This is a genomic window from Bradyrhizobium sp. 138, assembly GCF_023074075.1.
Lineage (GTDB): Bacteria > Pseudomonadota > Alphaproteobacteria > Rhizobiales > Xanthobacteraceae > Bradyrhizobium.
This window is the reverse complement of sequence record NZ_JADPKT010000063.1, coordinates 264,136-281,473: the sequence shown is the minus strand read 5'-3', so window position 1 is coordinate 281,473 and position 17,338 is coordinate 264,136. Positions and strand designations below refer to the sequence as shown.

At 63.6% G+C, this 17,338-nt stretch carries 15 protein-coding genes; 8 read left to right on the top strand and 7 right to left on the bottom strand.

Annotated elements, in window-relative coordinates; genetic code table 11:
• Positions 1 to 148: 148 nt before the first annotated feature.
• Positions 149 to 637, top strand: a complete 489-nt coding sequence (gene secB / locus IVA79_RS21510; protein WP_247556357.1) for a protein-export chaperone SecB — start codon at positions 149 to 151, stop codon at positions 635 to 637.
• Between the two features lie 2 nt (positions 638 to 639).
• Here secB and dnaQ read toward each other — a convergent pair whose 3' ends face one another.
• Genes dnaQ through IVA79_RS21490 form a run of 4 tightly spaced genes read right to left on the bottom strand, consistent with a single transcriptional unit; the run spans position 640 to position 3,498 of the window.
• Complete coding sequence (dnaQ, locus tag IVA79_RS21505; protein WP_247556355.1) at positions 640 to 1,362, bottom strand: DNA polymerase III subunit epsilon; 723 nt, start codon at positions 1,360 to 1,362, stop codon at positions 640 to 642.
• Between the two features lie 56 nt (positions 1,363 to 1,418).
• Complete coding sequence (coaE, locus tag IVA79_RS21500) at positions 1,419 to 2,018, bottom strand: dephospho-CoA kinase (protein ID WP_247556562.1); 600 nt, start codon at positions 2,016 to 2,018, stop codon at positions 1,419 to 1,421.
• Between the two features lie 23 nt (positions 2,019 to 2,041).
• Entirely contained in the window at positions 2,042 to 2,650 is a 609-nt protein-coding gene (locus tag IVA79_RS21495) for a Maf family nucleotide pyrophosphatase (protein WP_247556354.1), read from the bottom strand.
• Between the two features lie 8 nt (positions 2,651 to 2,658).
• Positions 2,659 to 3,498, bottom strand: coding sequence for a pyruvate, water dikinase regulatory protein (locus tag IVA79_RS21490; RefSeq protein ID WP_247556351.1), 840 nt, complete (start codon positions 3,496 to 3,498; stop codon positions 2,659 to 2,661).
• A gap of 457 nt (positions 3,499 to 3,955) precedes the next feature.
• Here IVA79_RS21490 and hemJ point away from each other — a divergent pair, with 457 nt between their 5' ends.
• The 7 genes from hemJ to IVA79_RS21455 all read left to right on the top strand — a co-directional run bounded on the left by hemJ (position 3,956) and on the right by IVA79_RS21455 (position 12,613).
• Positions 3,956 to 4,390 carry a protoporphyrinogen oxidase HemJ gene (hemJ, locus tag IVA79_RS21485; protein WP_247556349.1) on the top strand — a complete coding sequence of 145 codons (435 nt, stop codon included), beginning with the start codon at positions 3,956 to 3,958 and terminating at the stop codon, positions 4,388 to 4,390.
• A 247-nt stretch (positions 4,391 to 4,637) separates the two neighbouring features.
• Positions 4,638 to 5,903 carry a transcription termination factor Rho gene (rho, locus tag IVA79_RS21480; RefSeq protein WP_057751982.1) on the top strand — a complete coding sequence of 422 codons (1,266 nt, stop codon included), beginning with the start codon at positions 4,638 to 4,640 and terminating at the stop codon, positions 5,901 to 5,903.
• Between the two features lie 317 nt (positions 5,904 to 6,220).
• On the top strand, positions 6,221 to 7,579 hold the full coding sequence (gene mnmE / locus IVA79_RS21475) for a tRNA uridine-5-carboxymethylaminomethyl(34) synthesis GTPase MnmE (protein ID WP_247556347.1): 1,359 nt from the start codon (positions 6,221 to 6,223) through the stop codon (positions 7,577 to 7,579).
• 441 nt (positions 7,580 to 8,020) lie between these two features.
• Positions 8,021 to 9,901 carry a tRNA uridine-5-carboxymethylaminomethyl(34) synthesis enzyme MnmG gene (gene mnmG, locus IVA79_RS21470; RefSeq protein WP_247556346.1) on the top strand — a complete coding sequence of 627 codons (1,881 nt, stop codon included), beginning with the start codon at positions 8,021 to 8,023 and terminating at the stop codon, positions 9,899 to 9,901.
• 135 nt (positions 9,902 to 10,036) lie between these two features.
• A complete protein-coding gene (gene rsmG, locus IVA79_RS21465) occupies positions 10,037 to 10,681 on the top strand; it encodes a 16S rRNA (guanine(527)-N(7))-methyltransferase RsmG (protein WP_247556560.1) in 645 nt (214 codons plus the stop codon).
• A gap of 29 nt (positions 10,682 to 10,710) precedes the next feature.
• Positions 10,711 to 11,589 (top strand): ParA family protein, encoded by an 879-nt coding sequence (locus IVA79_RS21460; RefSeq protein ID WP_247556344.1) that lies wholly within the window; start codon positions 10,711 to 10,713, stop codon positions 11,587 to 11,589.
• A gap of 136 nt (positions 11,590 to 11,725) precedes the next feature.
• Positions 11,726 to 12,613: a ParB/RepB/Spo0J family partition protein gene (locus tag IVA79_RS21455; RefSeq protein WP_247556342.1), complete on the top strand. Its 888-nt coding sequence runs from the start codon at positions 11,726 to 11,728 to the stop codon at positions 12,611 to 12,613.
• 387 nt (positions 12,614 to 13,000) lie between these two features.
• Here IVA79_RS21455 and holA read toward each other — a convergent pair whose 3' ends face one another.
• From holA to leuS, 3 genes are all read right to left on the bottom strand, one after another.
• Entirely contained in the window at positions 13,001 to 14,029 is a 1,029-nt protein-coding gene (holA, locus tag IVA79_RS21450; RefSeq protein ID WP_247556559.1) for a DNA polymerase III subunit delta, read from the bottom strand.
• A 130-nt stretch (positions 14,030 to 14,159) separates the two neighbouring features.
• Positions 14,160 to 14,711: an LPS assembly lipoprotein LptE gene (gene lptE, locus IVA79_RS21445; protein WP_247556340.1), complete on the bottom strand. Its 552-nt coding sequence runs from the start codon at positions 14,709 to 14,711 to the stop codon at positions 14,160 to 14,162.
• Positions 14,698 to 17,334: a leucine--tRNA ligase gene (gene leuS / locus IVA79_RS21440; RefSeq protein WP_247556336.1), complete on the bottom strand. Its 2,637-nt coding sequence runs from the start codon at positions 17,332 to 17,334 to the stop codon at positions 14,698 to 14,700. Before leuS ends, lptE begins: the two co-directional genes overlap by 14 nt.
• Positions 17,335 to 17,338 lie beyond the last annotated feature (4 nt).

The following is a 17,338-nucleotide window of genomic DNA, read 5'->3' as shown; positions in this document are numbered from 1 at the left end:
CGATTTTGCGGAAAAGGCAGGTCGAGCGTCACAGTTGTGGGCGAGGCCCGAATTCCCCTCCGGGACCGTTCGTCCTTGTGGAACGAGGCGGCCCTATGTTAGCCAACCGCCGCGAAATTCAGCCCCAATCGGGTAAGGAGAGACTCTCATGACCAACGGCAACGGCACCCCTCCCGAGGCGGCCCAGGCTCCCCAGCTCAACGTGCTGGCGCAATATACCAAGGACCTTTCGTTCGAAAATCCGAACGCGCCGAGCTCGCTGCAGCAGCAAAGCCAGCCGCCCCAGATCAACATCCAGATCAATGTCAGCGCCAACAATCTCAGCGAACAGGAGTTCGAGGTGACGCTGTCGGTCGAGGGCAAGGCCGAGACCGCCGGTAAGATCATGTTCTCGTTCGAGCTCGCCTATGCCGGCGTGTTCCGCATCGCCAACGTGCCGAAGGAGAATCTGCATCCGCTGGTCATGATCGAGTGCCCGCGCCTGCTGTTCCCGTTCGCCCGCGAGATCATCGCGACCGCGGTGCGCGACGGCGGGTTCCCGCCCCTGATGCTGGATCCGGTCGACTTCGTCGGTCTCTATCGCCAGAACATCGAGCGGCAAATGGCTGCTCAGGGTGGCCAGACCGGCCAAGCCTAAAATCAGGCCTGACCAGCGAGAGGGGCGACTGGAGCGGCGAGATACTCGTTCCAGATCGCCTTGTCGCCGAGCGTCGCAATGAAAGCCCGGTGGGCCTCGCGCTCGGCGTCCGAAGTCCGCGGCGCAAGCGGCACCAGCCGCTGCCGCCGCGGCGCATCACCCGCCGCATTGACGCGAATCTCCTGAGCGTCCGAAGCCAGCAGCAGCTGCGACTGCCGCGCCCCGACCAGATCGACATAGACCTCGGCCAGCAGCTCGGCGTCCAGCAGCGCGCCGTGTTTGGTGCGATGTGAATTGTCGATCGCGTAGCGCGAGCACAGATCGTCGAGCCGGTTGGACACGCCGGGATGCTTGCGACGCGCCAGCAGCAGCGTATCGACCAGCCGTTCGCGCGGGATCGCCGTGCGTTTGATGCGATCGAGCTCGGCATTGATGAAGCCGACGTCGAACGAAGCGTTGTGGATCACCAGCGGCGCATCGCCGATGAATTCCAGGAACTCGTCGACGACCTCGTGGAACAGCGGCTTCGTCGCCAGAAATTCGGCCGACAGCCCATGCACCGCAAACGCTTCAGCCGGCATATCCCGTTCGGGATTGATGTAGACGTGAAAGCTCTGCCCTGTCGGCATGCGGTTGAAGATCTCGACGCAGCCGATTTCGACCAGGCGATCGCCGCGAAGCGGATCGAGGCCGGTGGTTTCGGTGTCGAGAACGATTTCGCGCATGACTTGAGATTGGGTGGCTTGAGATCAGTGCCGTGAGAGCCGTGTGAGGCGGCGAATCAGGCTCGCCGCTGCGGCATCTTAACGACCTCGGCCAGGATGTGCTTGATTTGCGTGCGCACCGGCTCAAGTCCGTGTGAGGTATCCACCACGAAATCGGCGCGCCGGCGCTTTTCGGCGTCGGGCGTCTGCTTGGCGATGATCGCGTCGAGCTTTGCTTCGTCCATAGTGCCGCGCGCCAGCACCCGCTCACGCTGCAGTTCCGGCGAGGTCGAGACCACGACCACGGCATCGACCCGCTTCTCGCCGCCGGTTTCGAATAGCAGCGGGATATCGAGAACCACGACCGGCGCCTTGGCAGCTTCCGCCGCTGCGAAGAACTTTTGCCGGGAGGCACCGAGCATCGGATGGACGATCTGCTCGAGTTGCTTGATGGCGGCAGGGTCGTGCACGACGCGCGCCGACAGCTTTGCCCGATCGACCTTGCCGTTCACAGTGGTGCCAGGAAAGGCGGCCTCGATCGCGGGGGCCGCTTCACCCTCGTAGAGCTGATGCACGGCGGCATCGGCGTCATAGACGGGCACACCGGCCTCCGCGAACAGTTTCGCGGTGGTGGATTTTCCCATTCCGATCGAGCCGGTCAGTCCGAGGATCCGCATCAGCGCCCAGCCATGTCTGTCGTTCACACCGCAACTAGCCGCTCGCGCCGCAGGAACGCAAGCAGCGGCAGCAGCGGCAGGCCGAGAATGGTGAAATGGTCGCCTTCGATGCGCTCGAACAGATGGATGCCGAGGCTTTCAAGCTGATAGGCGCCGACGCTGGTCGTGACGGCGTCGCCTGCAGCATCCAGATAGGCTGCAAGCTCGTCCTCAGTCATCGCTCGCATGGTCATGCGGGCGATCGAGACGTCTTCGAAAACAATCTTGCCGTCATGGGCCACGGCCACGGCGGAGTTCAGCTCGTGGCTGGTGCCGGCGAGATCGCGCAATTGCGCCAAGGCCTGCGCACGGCCTGCGGGCTTGTTGAAAAGGCGCTTGCCCAGAGCCAGTGTCTGATCGGCGCCGATCACGTGACTCCCCGGATGATGCGCGGAGACCGCTTTGGCCTTTTCGCGCGCCAGCAGCAGAGCGATCTCGCGCGGGTTTGAAAGCTGGGAGGCAGCCTGAACACCACGTTCGTCGATATCGGCGGTCACAGCCCTAAACTCCAGCCCGGCATTGGCCAACAGCATTTTTCGCGCGCTGCTCTGCGAGGCCAGGATCAACGGAAATTTGTCGAGCCACAAACTCATCGCGAAAACTATTCGGAGGGTCGGTTGCGCTGGCGGTCACTGTAGAGCTTCATGATCGCCGCCGCGGTTTCCTCGATCGAGCGACGCGTGACGTCCAGCAGCGGCCAATCGTGCTTGGCGCTGAGCTTGCGCGCGAACGCGACCTCCTCGGTGACCGACTGCCTGTCGGTATAGGTGTCGTTGCCGGAGTCGGAGCCCATGGAGAGCAGGCGGTTCTGACGGATCTGGATCAAGCGTTCCGGCGTCGCGTGCAGGCTGACGACCAGCGGCCGCGTCAGCGTCTCCAATTGCGAGGGCACCGGAATGCCCGGAACCAGCGGCACGTTGGCGGTGCGGATGCCGCGATTGGCGAGATAAATCGACGTCGGCGTTTTCGAGGTGCGGGACACGCCGACCAGGACGACGTCGGCATCGTCGAGACCTTCGACGTGCTGGCCGTCATCGTGGATCATCGTGTAGTTCAGCGCGTCGATGCGCTTGAAATATTCCGCGTTGAGGACGTGCTGAGCGCCGACGCGGCCGGTGGTTGCTGCGCCAAGATAGGCTTCGAACAACTGCATCACCGGGCCGATGATCGACAGGCTCGGAACGTTGATCCCCTTGCACTTGTCCTCGAGCCTGGAAACCAGATCCTTCTCGAGCAGCGTGAACAGCACGATCCCCGGCGCTTCCTCGATCTCGTCGAGCACCCGGTCGAGCTGCTTCTGGCTGCGCACCAACGGATAGACATGCTCGACCGGGGTCACGTTAGCGTATTGGGCTGCAACCGCCCGTGCCACGGTGATCAGCGTCTCGCCGGTGGAGTCGGAGACGAGGTGCAGATGGAAATAATTGTTCGAGGTCGGCACAAAAACCCTTTGTATGAGCGCGGTGTAGTTTGTGGATTTCTGTGGAGCTTAACCCCTTGGAAAGGGATGTGCGACACCAGGGGCGGGACAAGTGCCAATTTTCTTCACACTGCTGCCCGTCTGAACAAGTTCGTCGCCTTGTCCGGACGGAAACGGGATTGCGCGGACAACCCCCTTGATAAGCTGCCGACAGAAAGGCGCAAGCCTTTGAAGCTGGCGGACTTATCGCAAAGCGCCAGGAGCGGTCGGGGATATGTTGATGGGTGTGAACAAGCGCGCGTGAACCCGCGGACGGAATTGCATGAGTCCAATCCACGGTCACATAGACTCAAACCTTAAGAATCTAAGATTCTAGATTTGAGGAAGGCGCTACGGACGGATATGTGTGGAGGTGAGACCTTAACGAGTTCTTACTATCCCCAGTTCCTTTCGCTGGGCAGCAAGCCGGACCGCGAAAATGTTCGAAGACGTCTATCTCTGGATCAAGGCGCTGCATGTGATCGCGGTCATCGCCTGGATGGCGGGCATGCTCTATCTGCCGCGGCTGTTCGTCTATCATTCCGAGGCGGAGATCGGCTCGAAGCAGTCGGAAACCTTCAAGGTGATGGAACGCCGGCTGCTCAAGGCCATTATCAATCCTGCCATGATGGTCACCTGGCTCGCCGGGCTCTTTCTCGCCTGGTCCGGCCACTGGTTCTCGTTCGGTTGGCTGCACGTAAAACTGGCACTGGTCCTGGCGATGTCGGCGGTCCACGGCTTTTTTTCCCGCTGGCTGAAAGATTTCGCCGCCGACCGGCGCCCGCGGTCCCAGAAATTCTATCGAATTATCAATGAGGTGCCAACCGTCCTCATGATCATCATCGTCATCATGGTGATCGTGAAGCCGTTCTAGGCAAGGCCCCTGACGATTAGCTCAGCGCTTCGGCTTGCGGAGCGGGATGCGATTTTCTATATTAGCGATATCCCACCCAACGCAGGCGGATGTGGTTGTGTCTGAGCTTTCCAGAGGCCGGACACCGCATCAGGTTTGAAGCCTCACCGGCACTTAACCTTGCCAGACCTGCGGACCTTATCTTCTCACGTCCGCATTTCCGAGCCTCCTCGCACCCCTCCCAAGGTTACCCCACAGGACCACCCCAATGCGGGAAATTAAACTCGAAGACCTCAAGTCCAAAACGCCGGCCGAGCTCGTCTCGTTTGCGGAGGAGAATGGGGTCGAGAACGCCAGCACCATGCGCAAGCAGGAGCTGTTGTTTGCCATCCTCAAGCAGCTCGCACTCGCCGAGACCGACATCGTCGGCCAGGGCGTCGTCGAAGTGCTCTCCGACGGCTTCGGCTTCCTCCGCTCGCCCGATGCGAATTATTTGCCCGGTCCAGACGACATCTACGTTTCGCCGTCGCAGATCCGCCGTTTCGGCCTGCGCACCGGCGACACCATCGAAGGCCACATCCGCAGCCCGAAAGAGGGCGAGCGTTATTTCGCGCTGCTGAAGGTCAACACGCTCAATTTCGAGGATCCGGAAAAGGCCAAGCACAAGGTCAATTTCGACAACCTCACGCCGCTGTTTCCGAATCAGCGTTTCCGCATGGAAATCGACGATCCGACGCGGAAAGACCTGTCTGCGCGCGTCATCGATATCGTCGCGCCGATCGGCAAGGGTCAGCGCGCGCTGATCGTGGCGCCGCCGCGCACGGGTAAGACCGTGCTGATGCAGAACATCGCGCACTCGATCACCGCGAATCACCCTGATTGCTATCTGATCGTGCTGCTGATCGACGAGCGTCCGGAAGAAGTCACGGACATGCAGCGTTCGGTGAAGGGCGAGGTCGTGTCGTCGACCTTCGACGAGCCGGCGGTGCGTCACGTCCAGGTCGCCGAGATGGTGATCGAAAAAGCAAAACGCCTGGTCGAGCACGGCCGCGACGTCGTGATCCTGCTCGATTCGATCACTCGTCTCGGCCGCGCCTACAACACCGTGGTGCCGTCATCCGGCAAGGTGCTGACCGGCGGTGTCGACGCCAACGCGCTGCAGCGCCCGAAGCGCTTCTTCGGTGCCGCCCGCAACATCGAGGAGGGCGGCTCGCTGACGATCATCGCGACCGCGCTGGTCGATACCGGCAGCCGCATGGACGAAGTCATCTTCGAAGAGTTCAAGGGCACCGGTAACTCGGAACTGATCCTGGACCGCAAGGTCTCGGACAAGCGCACGTTCCCGGCGATCGACATCTCGCGCTCCGGCACCCGCAAGGAGGAGCTCATCACCGATCCGCAGGTGCTCAAGAAGATGTACGTGCTCCGCCGCATCCTCAATCCGATGGGGACGATGGACGCGATCGACTTCCTGCTCGACAAGCTGCGTTCGACCAAGAGCAATTCCGAGTTCTTCGACTCCATGAACACCTGAGTGCAGTGCAATATGAGCTTAAAGGGCGCCTCCGGGCGCCCTTTTTGTTGTGCGGCTTTGCTGCGGCAAGAGTGCAGCATGGCGAGCATTTGGGATGAAGGTTTGATGTTTTTCGTAAGTTGTTGATATATTTACGTAGTTCTTGACGTGAGCTGATGATGAGTTTGGAGCCGCGAGCGGATTTTGCGGCAAATGCTGCCTGATTTGTTGCATGGCAATATTAATTTTGCTGCGCGCGGAACCGCAGCAAAAATTGAAGACTAAGGTCATCTGGAAAGCGGCGTTTGCCTTTTCCCCGCCAGCCGGACAAATAGGCCATGCATCCGCGAGACCAGACCATCTTTGCGCTGTCGTCCGGCCGAGCGCCGAGCGCGATTGCTGTGGTACGAGTCTCGGGTCCGCAAGCGGGCCGGGTGCTGACGACCCTTGCGGGAAAACTGCCGGCGCCGAGACGAGCGAGCCGCCGGCTGCTGCATGACGGCACCGGTCAGCCGATCGACGACGCCGTCGTGCTCTGGTTTCCGGGACCGGGCAGCGCGACCGGCGAGGACGTCGCCGAATTTCACGTCCATGGCGGCCGCGCGGTGCTGGCGGCGCTCCTCGCCGCTATTTCGATAATTCCGCATACGCGCGCCGCCGAGCCGGGTGAGTTCACACGGCGGTCCTTCGAGAACGGCAAGCTCGATCTCACCGAAGCCGAAGGCCTCGACGACCTCATCCACGCCGACACCGATCGTCAGCGGCGCCAGGCGCTGCGCCAGCTGCAGGGCCTGCTCGGCGACCGCACGCGCGACTGGCGCGAGCGCATCATCGAAGCGTCGGCGCTGATCGAGGCCGGCATCGATTTTTCCGATGAAGGCGATGTGCCTGCGGAGCTGAGAGCGCCGGCGGTCAAGGCGATCAAGGCGCTGCATGATGAGATTGCAAAAGTCCTTGCGGCACAGGGACATTCGGAACGCCTGCGCGACGGCCTCGTGGTTGCCATCGCCGGTGAGCCGAACGTCGGCAAGTCGACGCTGATGAATCAGCTCGTGCGCCGCGAGGTTGCGATCGTCTCGCCATATGCCGGTACGACGCGTGACGTGATCGAGGTGCAGCTCGATCTCGACGGCTATCCGGTCACCGTGATCGATACCGCCGGCATTCGCGAGACCGACGATCCCGTCGAGCAGGAGGGCGTGCGCCGGGCGCGGGCGCGGGCTGGCAGCGCTGACCTCGTGTTGTGGCTGGTGGAGGGTGGCGAGGTCGTCGATCTGAACGCGATACGGTCGCCATTGTCGTCCGGCGCCGAGAAGGATCTGTCCGACAGCTCGGTCTGGATCGTCCGCAACAAGATCGATCTCGGTGGGGCCGGGGCAGCGGGACCGCAGGATGAGTTCGGGATCTCGGCGAGCCGGGGTGACGGCATTCCAGGGCTGGTCGATGCGCTGGTGAAATTTGCCGCGGAGTTCTTCGGAACTGCTGAGGGTGCGTTGGTAACCCGGACGCGCCAGCGCGATCTGCTCCGCCAGGCGTCGGATAGCTTGCGCCGAAGTCTGGAGCTTGTAGAACACGGCGAGGAGCTGGCCGCCGAGGAGCTGCGTGCTGCCGCTTATGCCCTCGGTCGGCTATTGGGCCGGGTCGACGTCGAGGATGTCCTGGGGGCCATTTTCCAGAAGTTCTGCATCGGAAAGTAGCGCTAGTTCTTCATTGTAGAATTAGACCTTGTTCCATTGTTTGTGTTTCACGTGAAACAGGCCTCGGCCTCAGCCCACCGATGTTGGCTCAAGCGCAGCAATCGCCGAGACTTGAGGTGCGGCTGTTCAATCCCGTCATTGCGAGGAGCCCCTTGCGACGAAGCAATCCAGACTGCCTCCGTGGAGAATTTCTGGTTTGCTTCGCTACGCTCGCAATGACGCGGCGAGACCGTCCGGCCATACCTAGCGAAGTGACTTCGGCTGACAAGCGGCGCTTTTGTTTCACGTGAAACAGCAGTCCTTTCAGCGCCCTTCTACTGTGCATGGGGTTGTTTTCGCGAAATGACTTTGGGCCCCGCGAGCCGCCCGTTTCACGTGAAACACCCTTCCCCCTCCAGTTTCCACTTCCGGCTTTCCTGCCTCTGAGCTAGAAGTCCGCCCATGCGAACACAGCGAGAGAGCTTCGACGTCATCGTGATTGGCGGCGGCCACGCCGGCTGTGAAGCCGCGGCTGCGTCTGCCCGGATGGGAGCAACGACCGCTCTGGTGACGCACCGTTTCTCCACCGTCGGCGCGATGTCCTGCAATCCCGCCATCGGAGGCCTCGGCAAGGGCCATCTGGTTCGCGAAGTCGATGCGCTCGATGGTCTGATGGGTCGCGTGGGCGATGCCGGCGGCATCCAGTTTCGCGTGCTCAATCGCCGCAAAGGTCCGGCGGTCCGCGGACCTCGGGCTCAGGCCGACCGAAAGCTCTATGCCGCTGCCATGCAGGCCGCGATCCGGCAGACCGACGGTCTTTCCGTCGTTGAAGGCGAAGCAGACGAGCTGATCGTGGCCGAGGGCCGGGTGACGGGTCTTCGCCTGGCGGACGGCCGCGAGCTTCGGGCAGGGGCTGTGGTCGTCACCACCGGCACCTTTCTCCGCGGTCTGATCCATCTCGGCGAGCAAAATTGGCCCGCCGGACGGGTCGGTGAAGCGCCCGCGATGGGTCTTTCGGCCGCCTTTGAGCGTGCCGGCTTCACCCTTGGGCGGCTCAAGACCGGAACCCCGCCGCGTCTGGATGGCACCACGATCGACTGGTCCGCGGTCGAGATGCAGCCCGGGGACGAGCCGCCGGAGCCCTTCTCGGTGATGACCGAGCGGATCACGACGCCGCAGATCCAGTGCGGGATCACCCGAACCACGGCCGCCACTCATGAGGTGATCCGCGCCAATGTCCATCGCTCTCCGATGTACTCTGGCCAGATCAAGAGCTCCGGACCGCGCTATTGCCCGTCGATCGAGGATAAGATCGTCCGCTTCGGCGACCGCGACGGCCACCAGATCTTCCTGGAGCCGGAAGGCCTCGACGACAGCACAGTCTATCCCAACGGCATCTCGACCTCGCTCCCCGAGGAGGTCCAGCTCGCGATCCTCGCCAGCATTCCCGGCCTGGAGCGGGTCAAGATGGTCCGTCCGGGTTATGCCATCGAGTACGACCACATCGATCCCCGGGAGCTCGATCCGACCCTGCAGACCAAGCGCCTCCGCGGTCTGTTCCTGGCCGGACAGATCAACGGAACCACCGGGTATGAAGAGGCCGCCGGGCAGGGCATCGTGGCCGGATTGAACGCCGCACTCTCCGCCGGTGGCGCCGCGCTGACGGTATTCGATCGGGCCGATGGCTATCTCGGCGTGATGATCGACGACCTCGTCACCCGCGGGATCAGCGAGCCCTATCGGATGTTCACGTCGCGGGCCGAGTACCGGCTGACGCTAAGGGCCGACAATGCCGATCAGCGCCTGACCGAGAAGGGGATTGCGCTCGGTTGCGTCGGCAATGCCCGGACCCAGCATCATCGCGCCAAGATGGACGCCCTGAATGCGGCCAGGGCGCTGTCGAAGTCGCTGACGATCACCCCGAACGAGGCGATCAAGCACGGCCTGTCCCTGAACCGCGACGGCCAGCGTCGTTCGGCCTTCGAGCTGATGGCCTATCCGGAGATCGGCTGGAGCCAGGTTCGTGCGATCTGGCCCGAGCTGGCGGGGATCGACCCCGTCATCGCGACCCATCTCGAGATCGACGCCAAGTACGATGTCTATCTCGAGCGCCAGAGGGCCGACGTCGAGGCCTTCCGGCGCGACGAGGGACTGGTGCTGTCGGAGGTCGATTACAGCCTCGTCCCCGGTCTCTCCAACGAGGTGCGAGCCAAGTTGGAGAAGGCGCGGCCGTTCACGGTCGGCCAGGCCGGCCGGATCGACGGCATGACGCCGGCTGCGCTGGGCATCCTCGCGGCCTATCTCCGGCGCGAGGCGCGAAAGACCTCCAAAGCAATAGCATAGGCGTTTCACGTGAAACAGCGCGGACCGGGCGGGGACAGGCCGCTATCGCGACGACAAGGAAAAGGCGAGGGCGCAGCTCGACCCGAACCGGCGCCGGCGAAACCGAAGATCGACAAGGCCAGCGCCAACGATCAGGTGCTCGATTCCATCATCGCCGCCGACAAGCGCGAGGCCCTGAGGCTCGCGCCCGTTTCACATGAAACGGAAGCCCGGCTTGACCGCTACATCGCGCTGCTGCGGGAGTGGCAGGCCAAGACCAATCTGGTCGCGCCCTCGACCCTGCCAAACCTCTGGACCCGGCACATCGCCGACTCGCTTCAGCTGATCGATCTCGCACCCGCTGCAAGACGTTGGGCCGATCTCGGCAGCGGCGGCGGTTTTCCCGGAGTCGTGCTGGCCTGCGCCATGGCCGGGACGCCGGGCGCCACCGTCCATCTCGTCGAGCGGATCGCCAAGAAGGCGGCGTTCCTGCGCGAGGCGATTCGCGTCACCGCATCGCCGGGAGTCGTACATCTCGCTGAGATCGGGGATAATGTGGATAGAATCACCGGCCCCGTCGATTGCATCACCGCGCGCGCGTTGGCTCCGCTACATCAACTCATCGGCTTTGCGGAGCCGCTGATGCGCCAGGGCGCAAAGGCGCTGTTTCCGAAGGGTCAAGATGTAGAGGCTGAATTGACCGAAGCCGCTAAATATTGGAATATTGAGCCTGAGCTCCACCGGAGCCGCACCGGCGACGGCTGGATCGTGGAGCTCAATGCCGCCGAACGGCGCAGCTGAGGCGCTCAGGGGTTGAGTGGGGAAATTCGATGACCGTGATTGACGAGCCGCAGCAAGAGCAGACCCAAGAACCTGGTCAAGAATCGACCAGCGAAGTCCCGCACGGCCACCCGCGTATCCTGGCGCTGGCGAACCAGAAGGGCGGTGTGGGAAAAACAACCACAGCGATCAACCTCGGCACGGCGCTCGCGGCGATCGGCGAGCGTGTCCTGATCGTCGATCTCGATCCGCAGGGCAACGCCTCGACCGGTCTCGGCATCGATCGTCGCAACCGCTCCTGCTCGACCTACGACGTGCTGATCGGTGAAGCTCCGCTGCGTGAAGCCGTGGTCTCGACTGCCGTGCCGCGGCTGCACATCGCGCCCTCGACCATGGACCTCTCCGGCCTCGAGCTCGAGCTCGGTACCACGCCCGGCCGCGCCTTCAAGCTGCGCGACGCGATCGGCGCGCTCAACAACAACGTCTCGCCGGATGCCGACTACACCTATGTGCTGATCGACTGCCCGCCTTCGCTCAACCTGCTCACGGTGAACGCGATGGCGGCGTCCGATGCGATCCTGGTGCCGCTGCAGTGCGAGTTCTTCGCGCTCGAAGGTCTGTCGCAATTGCTGCAGACCGTGGAGCAGGTGCGCTCGACACTCAATCCGAACCTGTCGATCCACGGCATCGTGCTGACCATGTTCGACTCGCGCAACAACCTCTCGAACCAGGTCGTCGCCGACGTCCGTCAGTTCATGGGCGAGAAGGTCTACAAGACCATGATCCCGCGCAACGTGCGCATCTCGGAAGCGCCGTCCTACGGCAAGCCGGTGCTGGTCTACGATCTCAAATGCGTCGGTAGCGAAGCGTATTTGCGGCTCGCCACCGAAGTCATCCAGCGCGAGCGCGAGCTGCGAACGACGCATTGACGCTGCCGTAGGGTGGGCAAAGGCGTCTTCGCCGTGCCCACCATCTTTCGCACACAACCGGTGGGCACGCTTCGCTTTGCCCACCTACGAGAATTCAGTTCTGGAGTGCTGCACCGTGAATCCAAGGGAGCTGGCAATGGCCGATGAAGCGCGTTCGCGACTGGGCCGGGGTCTTGCAAGTCTGATCGGCGATGTCGGCGGCGAGGCCCAGCATGTCGATCGTCCGCGCGCGCAGCGCAAGGTGCCGATCGAGTTCATCAAGGCCAATCCGCGCAATCCGCGCCGCACCTTTTCGGACGCCGAGCTGAGGGAGCTTAGCGAGTCCATCAAGCAGCATGGCGTGATCCAGCCGATCGTGGTGCGTCCGGTGAAGGGCGCACAGGACCGCTACGAGATCATCGCCGGCGAGCGGCGCTGGCGCGCTTCGCAAATGGCCGGCCTGCACGAAGTGCCGATCGTGCCGGTCGACATCAGCGACAGCGACGCGCTCGAGTTCGCGATCGTCGAGAACGTGCAACGCGAAGATCTCAACCCGATGGAAGAGGCGCAGGGCTATCACGCGCTCGCCAACGAGTTCAAACGCAGCCAGGACGACATCGCAAAGGTCATCGGCAAGAGCCGCAGCCACGTCGCCAACATGATGCGGCTGACGAAATTGCCGGCCGAGGTGCAGGCCTTCATCGCGACCGGCGAGCTGACCGCCGGCCACGCCCGCGCGCTGATCGGCGTGCCCGATCCGCTCGCGGCCGCCAAGCGCATCGTCGAGGAGGGCCTCAATGTCCGCCAGGCCGAGGCGCTTGCGCATGAAGAGGGCGTGCCGGAGCGCAAGCCGCAAAAGGCGCGCGCGACCAGCGGCAAAGAGAAGGACCCCGACACGATCGATCTGGAGAAGCGCGTCAGCGACGCGCTCGGCCTCAAGGTCACCGTCAGTCACCGCGATCCCGGCGGCTCGGTCCAGATCAACTATCGCAACCTCGATCAGCTCGACGAGGTGATGAAGCGGTTGGCCAAGGGCGCGCTCTAAGCGCACCGACTCCCTATCACCGTCACCCCCGCGCAACGGCGAAGCCGTTGTCGCTGGAGGTGGCCGCTTCTTCAGCGGCCCTCGAAGGGCGACGGCCCGGCTGCATCGGGGCCGTTCATCCTTCGAGGCTCGCCTTGCTTCGCAAGACGAGCACCTCAGGATGACGGTTTGGCGTTTTTCTCCATCATTGCGGGCGCACTGCTTCCACAACGTCATTGCGAGCGCACCGTTGTCCATTCTCGTGTCCCGGACGCGCTGCAACGCGCAGCGTTGCTGCGCTGAGCCCGGATCCAGAAGGCCAAGAACGAAATCGCAGAGGCATGGGCCCCGGCTCTGCAGCGCACCGCTAGGAAGCGCTGCTGCGTCCGGGGCACGAGAGCGTTCGGCCTATCCCCGCCGCTTCGCATTCGCGGCGATCGCCATCAGCGTGCGCTGGGCGATGGCGGCGGCGAGCGTGGATTGCTTGCGGGTGTCGAGCGCGGCGGTCGCCAGCTGCTCGATGATGGCGGCGAGCCGTGCCACGCTGAAATTGCGTAGCGCGGTTTCGACCGCGGGCTTTCGCGAAAAGTGCAGGCGCGGATAGCCGCTATCGAGCACCGCCGAGGCAGGTTGGCCGTCGGCGATGGCCAGCGCCGATTTGTGCAGCCACGCGGCCTGGCGCTGCGCTGCCGAGATGATCACGCCGGGATAGGTGCCGGCGATCATCGCCTTGGCGAATTCGGTCTCGACGATGTCGGGCCGGCCGGCAAAGGCGCCGTCGACGATCGGATCGAGCTTCAGCTCGGAGGCATCGGCGACCACGGACATCACGTCGTCCAGCGTAATCTCGCCTTTGCCATGCGCGTAGAGCGTGAGCTTGCGCAGCTCGTTGCGCGAGGCCTGGCGATCGCCGCCGAGGAACGACATCAGCGCCGCGCGAGCCTCCTGCGCAATGCGCAAATTGGCGATACGGAGCTCGTCCTCCATCAGCTTGGCGAGATCACGCTCGGTGTCGGGATAGCAGCCGATCGCCACCGCGGTCTTGGCGCGTTCGCAGGCTTTGCGCAGGGGCGATTCCGGGCGCAGCTCGCCCGCCTCAATCACGATGCGGCAATCCTTCACGCTCATCTCTGCGAGCGTGTCGACGCCGCTGGCAAAGCTGCGCGAGCCGGCCCGGATGCGGATCGCGCGGCGACCGCCGAACAGCGGCACGGTCATGGCTTCGTCGACGAGGCGGGACGGCTCGGCGGAGAGCTCGTCGCCATCCAGCTTGACCAGTGAAAAGGGATCGTTGGGATCGTCCACGGCAGAGGCGATCAGCGCATCGGCGCGCTCGCGCACGAGGCCGGCGTCAGGGCCGTAGAGCAGGATGATCGGACGGCCCGCATCAGGACGGGCAAGGAAGGCGTCGATCTCTTTTCCGCGCAGCGCGACCATCGGGCTCAATCGTCATTCCGGGGCGCGCAGCGCGCGAACTACGGTGCGCAATTGCGCACCAGAGAATCCAGAGGTTGGAGATCGAGATTCCGGGTTCGTCCTGCGGGCGCCCCGGAATGACTGGAGTGATTTACGTGCCGGCAGTGAAGAACGAGGCAAGCCGGGTTGTGATGTTCTCGGCGATCTCGTTGGCGGCGCGATCCTCGGCATCGCGCACGGCGCGGGTGCGCGAGAAGCGCTGATAGGACCCCGGCATGTCGTAGGACACGCGGGAGAAGGTCGAGCCGGTCATGACCGACCTGCCGGTCGCGACCTCGACCAGATTGTACTGGGCGTCGATACCGAGATTTTCGCTGGTCGGCAGTCCCGTCATGGCGCTGACGATCAGCGAGGAACGGCTGGTGGTGAAGCGGATGTCCAGCTTGTGGGTCGGCGGCATGCCTGTCGCGCTCCCGTAAAGCTTGAAGGCGAGCGCGTTGCGGATTTCGACGCCGACGCGGGCCTCGCGGGAGGCATTGGGCTTGTTGATGGGAGGCAGCTCGATGCCCATCAGCTTCTCGCGCAGGCCGGGGGTGCCGTCGCTTCGCTCGGCATACATCGGCTGGAAGCAGCCGGCCGTCAGCGCGGCCAAGGCGGCGACCGCCAGCAAGCGGGCTGCGATGCGGATCCTAGCCGACAACATTTACGATCCTCTTGGGGACGATGATCACCTTGCGGACGGGCTTGCCGTCCAGGGCCAGCTTTACCGCATCGAGGGCCAAAACGGCAGCCTCGATTTCCGGATTCTGGGCCGCTGTTGCAACTGTGACCTCACCCCGCTTCTTGCCATTGACCTGGACCACAAGGGTCACGCTGTCTTCAACCAGCAAATCGCGTTCGATTTGGGGCCAATTGGCCTCGGAAACCAGCCCGCTCTGGCCCAAAACCTGCCAGCACTCCTCGGCGAGGTGCGGCATCATCGGGGAGAACAGCTGGACCAGGATCTGGCCGGCCTCCCGGATCGCCCAGGCCAAATCTGGCGGGAGGTTGGCCGCCGGCTGGCCGGGGCGCTGCAGGATCTCCGAGAAGGTATTGGCGAACTCGCGGATATGGGCGAGGCAGACGTTGAAGTGCAGCCGCTCGATCCCGGTGGTGACTTTGTCCAGCGCACCATGGGCGGCTTTGCGCAAGGCTGTGGCATCGGGGCCGAAGCTGGCCGGTCGGGCCGCCGGCGCGCCCTTGCCGACCTCGACGGAATCGTTCACCAGCCGCCACAGCCGCTGCACGAAGCGCGAGGCGCCCTGGACGCGCTCATCGCTCCAGATCACGTCGCGGTCGGGCGGGGAGTCCGACAGCATGAACCAGCGGGCGACGTCGGCGCCGTAGGTCTCGATGATGTCGTCGGGGTCGACCGTGTTCTTCTTCGACTTCGACATCTTCTCGATCGGGCCGATCTGGATGTCCTCGCCTGTGCCGAGCAGCGTGGCGCGGCGTCCGTTGCCGCCGACCTCGACCTTGACCTCGGCCGGCTGCACATAAGTGCCGTCGGCCTTCTGGTAGGTCTCGTGTACCACCATGCCCTGGGTGAACATGCCGGCGAACGGCTCGTCCATGCCGATATGTCCGGTCGCCTTCATCGCGCGGGTGAAGAAGCGGCTGTAGAGCAGATGCAGGATCGCGTGCTCGACGCCGCCGATATACTGGTCGACCGGGAGCATCCGGTTGGCGACGGCGGGCGTCGTCGGCGCGTTCTCGTTCCAGGGATCGGTGAAGCGGGCGAAATACCAGGACGAATCCACGAAAGTGTCCATGGTGTCGGTTTCGCGCTGGGCCTTGCCACCGCATTTCGGACAGGTGACGTGCTTCCACGTCGGATGGTGATCCAGCGCGTTGCCCGGTCTGTCGAAGCTGACATCCTCCGGCAGCACCACCGGCAGGTCGGCGTCCGGCACCGGGACCACGTCGCACGTTGGACAATGGATGACCGGGATCGGGCAGCCCCAATAGCGCTGGCGCGAGATGCCCCAGTCGCGCAGGCGGAAGTTCACCTGCCGCTCGCCGACCGGCGCGTTGCCGCGCAACTCGTTTTCCAGACGTTTTGCAACTTCGTCCTTGGCCTGATCGATCGTCATGCCGTCGAGGAAGCGCGAATTGATCATGCGGCCGTCACCGTCATAGGCGGTATCGGTGATCACGAACGTCTTCGGGTCTTGGCCCTCGGGGCACACGACGGGCGTGTTGCCGAGATTGTACTTGTTGACGAAGTCGAGGTCGCGCTGGTCGTGCGCCGGACAGCCGAAGATGGCGCCGGTGCCGTACTCCATCAGCACAAAATTGGCGACATAGACCGGCAGCTTCCAGGAGGGATCGAACGGATGCACCGCGCGGATGCCGGTGTCGAAACCCTGCTTCTCCGCGGTGTCGATGATCGACTGTGCGGTGCCGATCTTCTTGATGTCGGCGATGAATTCCGCGAGCTTCGGATTCTTCGCGGCGGCTGCCTGCGCCAGTGGATGATCCGCGGAGATCGCCATGAACTTCGCGCCGAACAGCGTGTCCGGGCGCGTCGTGAATATCTTCAGCTCGCTCTCGCCGGCCGGCGTCGTCGCCGCATCCAGCGCAAAGCGGACCAGCAGGCCTTCGGAGCGGCCGATCCAGTTGCGCTGCATCAGCCGCACCTTGTCAGGCCAGCGGTCCAGCCCATCCAGTGCCGACAGCAATTCCTGCGAGTACTTCGTGATCTTGAAGACCCACTGGCTCATCTCGCGCTGCTCGACGATCGCACCGGAGCGCCAGCCGCGGCCGTCGATGACCTGCTCGTTGGCGAGCACGGTCATGTCGACCGGATCCCAGTTGAGCTTGCGCTTCTCGCGCTCGGCGAGGCCCGCGGCGAGCATGTCCAGGAACATCTTCTGCTGATGCTTGTAGTAGCTGGGATCGCAGGTCGCGAATTCGCGCGACCAGTCCAGCGACAGCCCGATCGAGCGGAGCTGCTTCTTCATCGCGGCGATGTTGTCGTAGGTCCAGGCCTTCGGCGCGACCTTGCGCTCGATCGCGGCATTCTCGGCCGGCAGGCCGAAGGCGTCCCAGCCCATGGGGTGCAGCACGTTGAACCCCTTGGCGCGCATGAAGCGGGCCAGCACGTCGCCGAGCGTATAATTCCGGACATGGCCGATATGGATGCGCCCGGACGGGTAGGGGAACATCTCGAGCACATAGTATTTCGGCCGCGCATCGTCGTTGCGCGAGACGAAGATCGCCTGTTCGTCCCAGAGGCGTTGCCAGCGCGGTTCGGCGTCGCGGGCGTTATAGCGTTCGGAGGTCATGGAA

Excerpts from the sequence above, each read along its gene's own strand:
- IVA79_RS21455 (WP_247556342.1), top strand. The coding sequence starts at position 11,726 with ATGGCCGATGAAGCGCGTTCGCGACTGGGCCGGGGTCTTGCAAGTCTG.
- dnaQ (WP_247556355.1), bottom strand. The coding sequence starts at position 1,362 with ATGCGCGAAATCGTTCTCGACACCGAAACCACCGGCCTCGATCCGCTT.
- coaE (WP_247556562.1), bottom strand. The coding sequence starts at position 2,018 with ATGCGGATCCTCGGACTGACCGGCTCGATCGGAATGGGAAAATCCACC.
- leuS (WP_247556336.1), bottom strand. The coding sequence starts at position 17,334 with ATGACCTCCGAACGCTATAACGCCCGCGACGCCGAACCGCGCTGGCAA.
- IVA79_RS21495 (WP_247556354.1), bottom strand. The coding sequence starts at position 2,650 with ATGAGTTTGTGGCTCGACAAATTTCCGTTGATCCTGGCCTCGCAGAGC.
- IVA79_RS21460 (WP_247556344.1), top strand. The coding sequence starts at position 10,711 with ATGACCGTGATTGACGAGCCGCAGCAAGAGCAGACCCAAGAACCTGGT.
- secB (WP_247556357.1), top strand. The coding sequence starts at position 149 with ATGACCAACGGCAACGGCACCCCTCCCGAGGCGGCCCAGGCTCCCCAG.
- holA (WP_247556559.1), bottom strand. The coding sequence starts at position 14,029 with ATGGTCGCGCTGCGCGGAAAAGAGATCGACGCCTTCCTTGCCCGTCCT.
- rho (WP_057751982.1), top strand. The coding sequence starts at position 4,638 with ATGCGGGAAATTAAACTCGAAGACCTCAAGTCCAAAACGCCGGCCGAG.
- hemJ (WP_247556349.1), top strand. The coding sequence starts at position 3,956 with ATGTTCGAAGACGTCTATCTCTGGATCAAGGCGCTGCATGTGATCGCG.
- mnmE (WP_247556347.1), top strand. The coding sequence starts at position 6,221 with ATGCATCCGCGAGACCAGACCATCTTTGCGCTGTCGTCCGGCCGAGCG.
- mnmG (WP_247556346.1), top strand. The coding sequence starts at position 8,021 with ATGCGAACACAGCGAGAGAGCTTCGACGTCATCGTGATTGGCGGCGGC.
- lptE (WP_247556340.1), bottom strand. The coding sequence starts at position 14,711 with ATGTTGTCGGCTAGGATCCGCATCGCAGCCCGCTTGCTGGCGGTCGCC.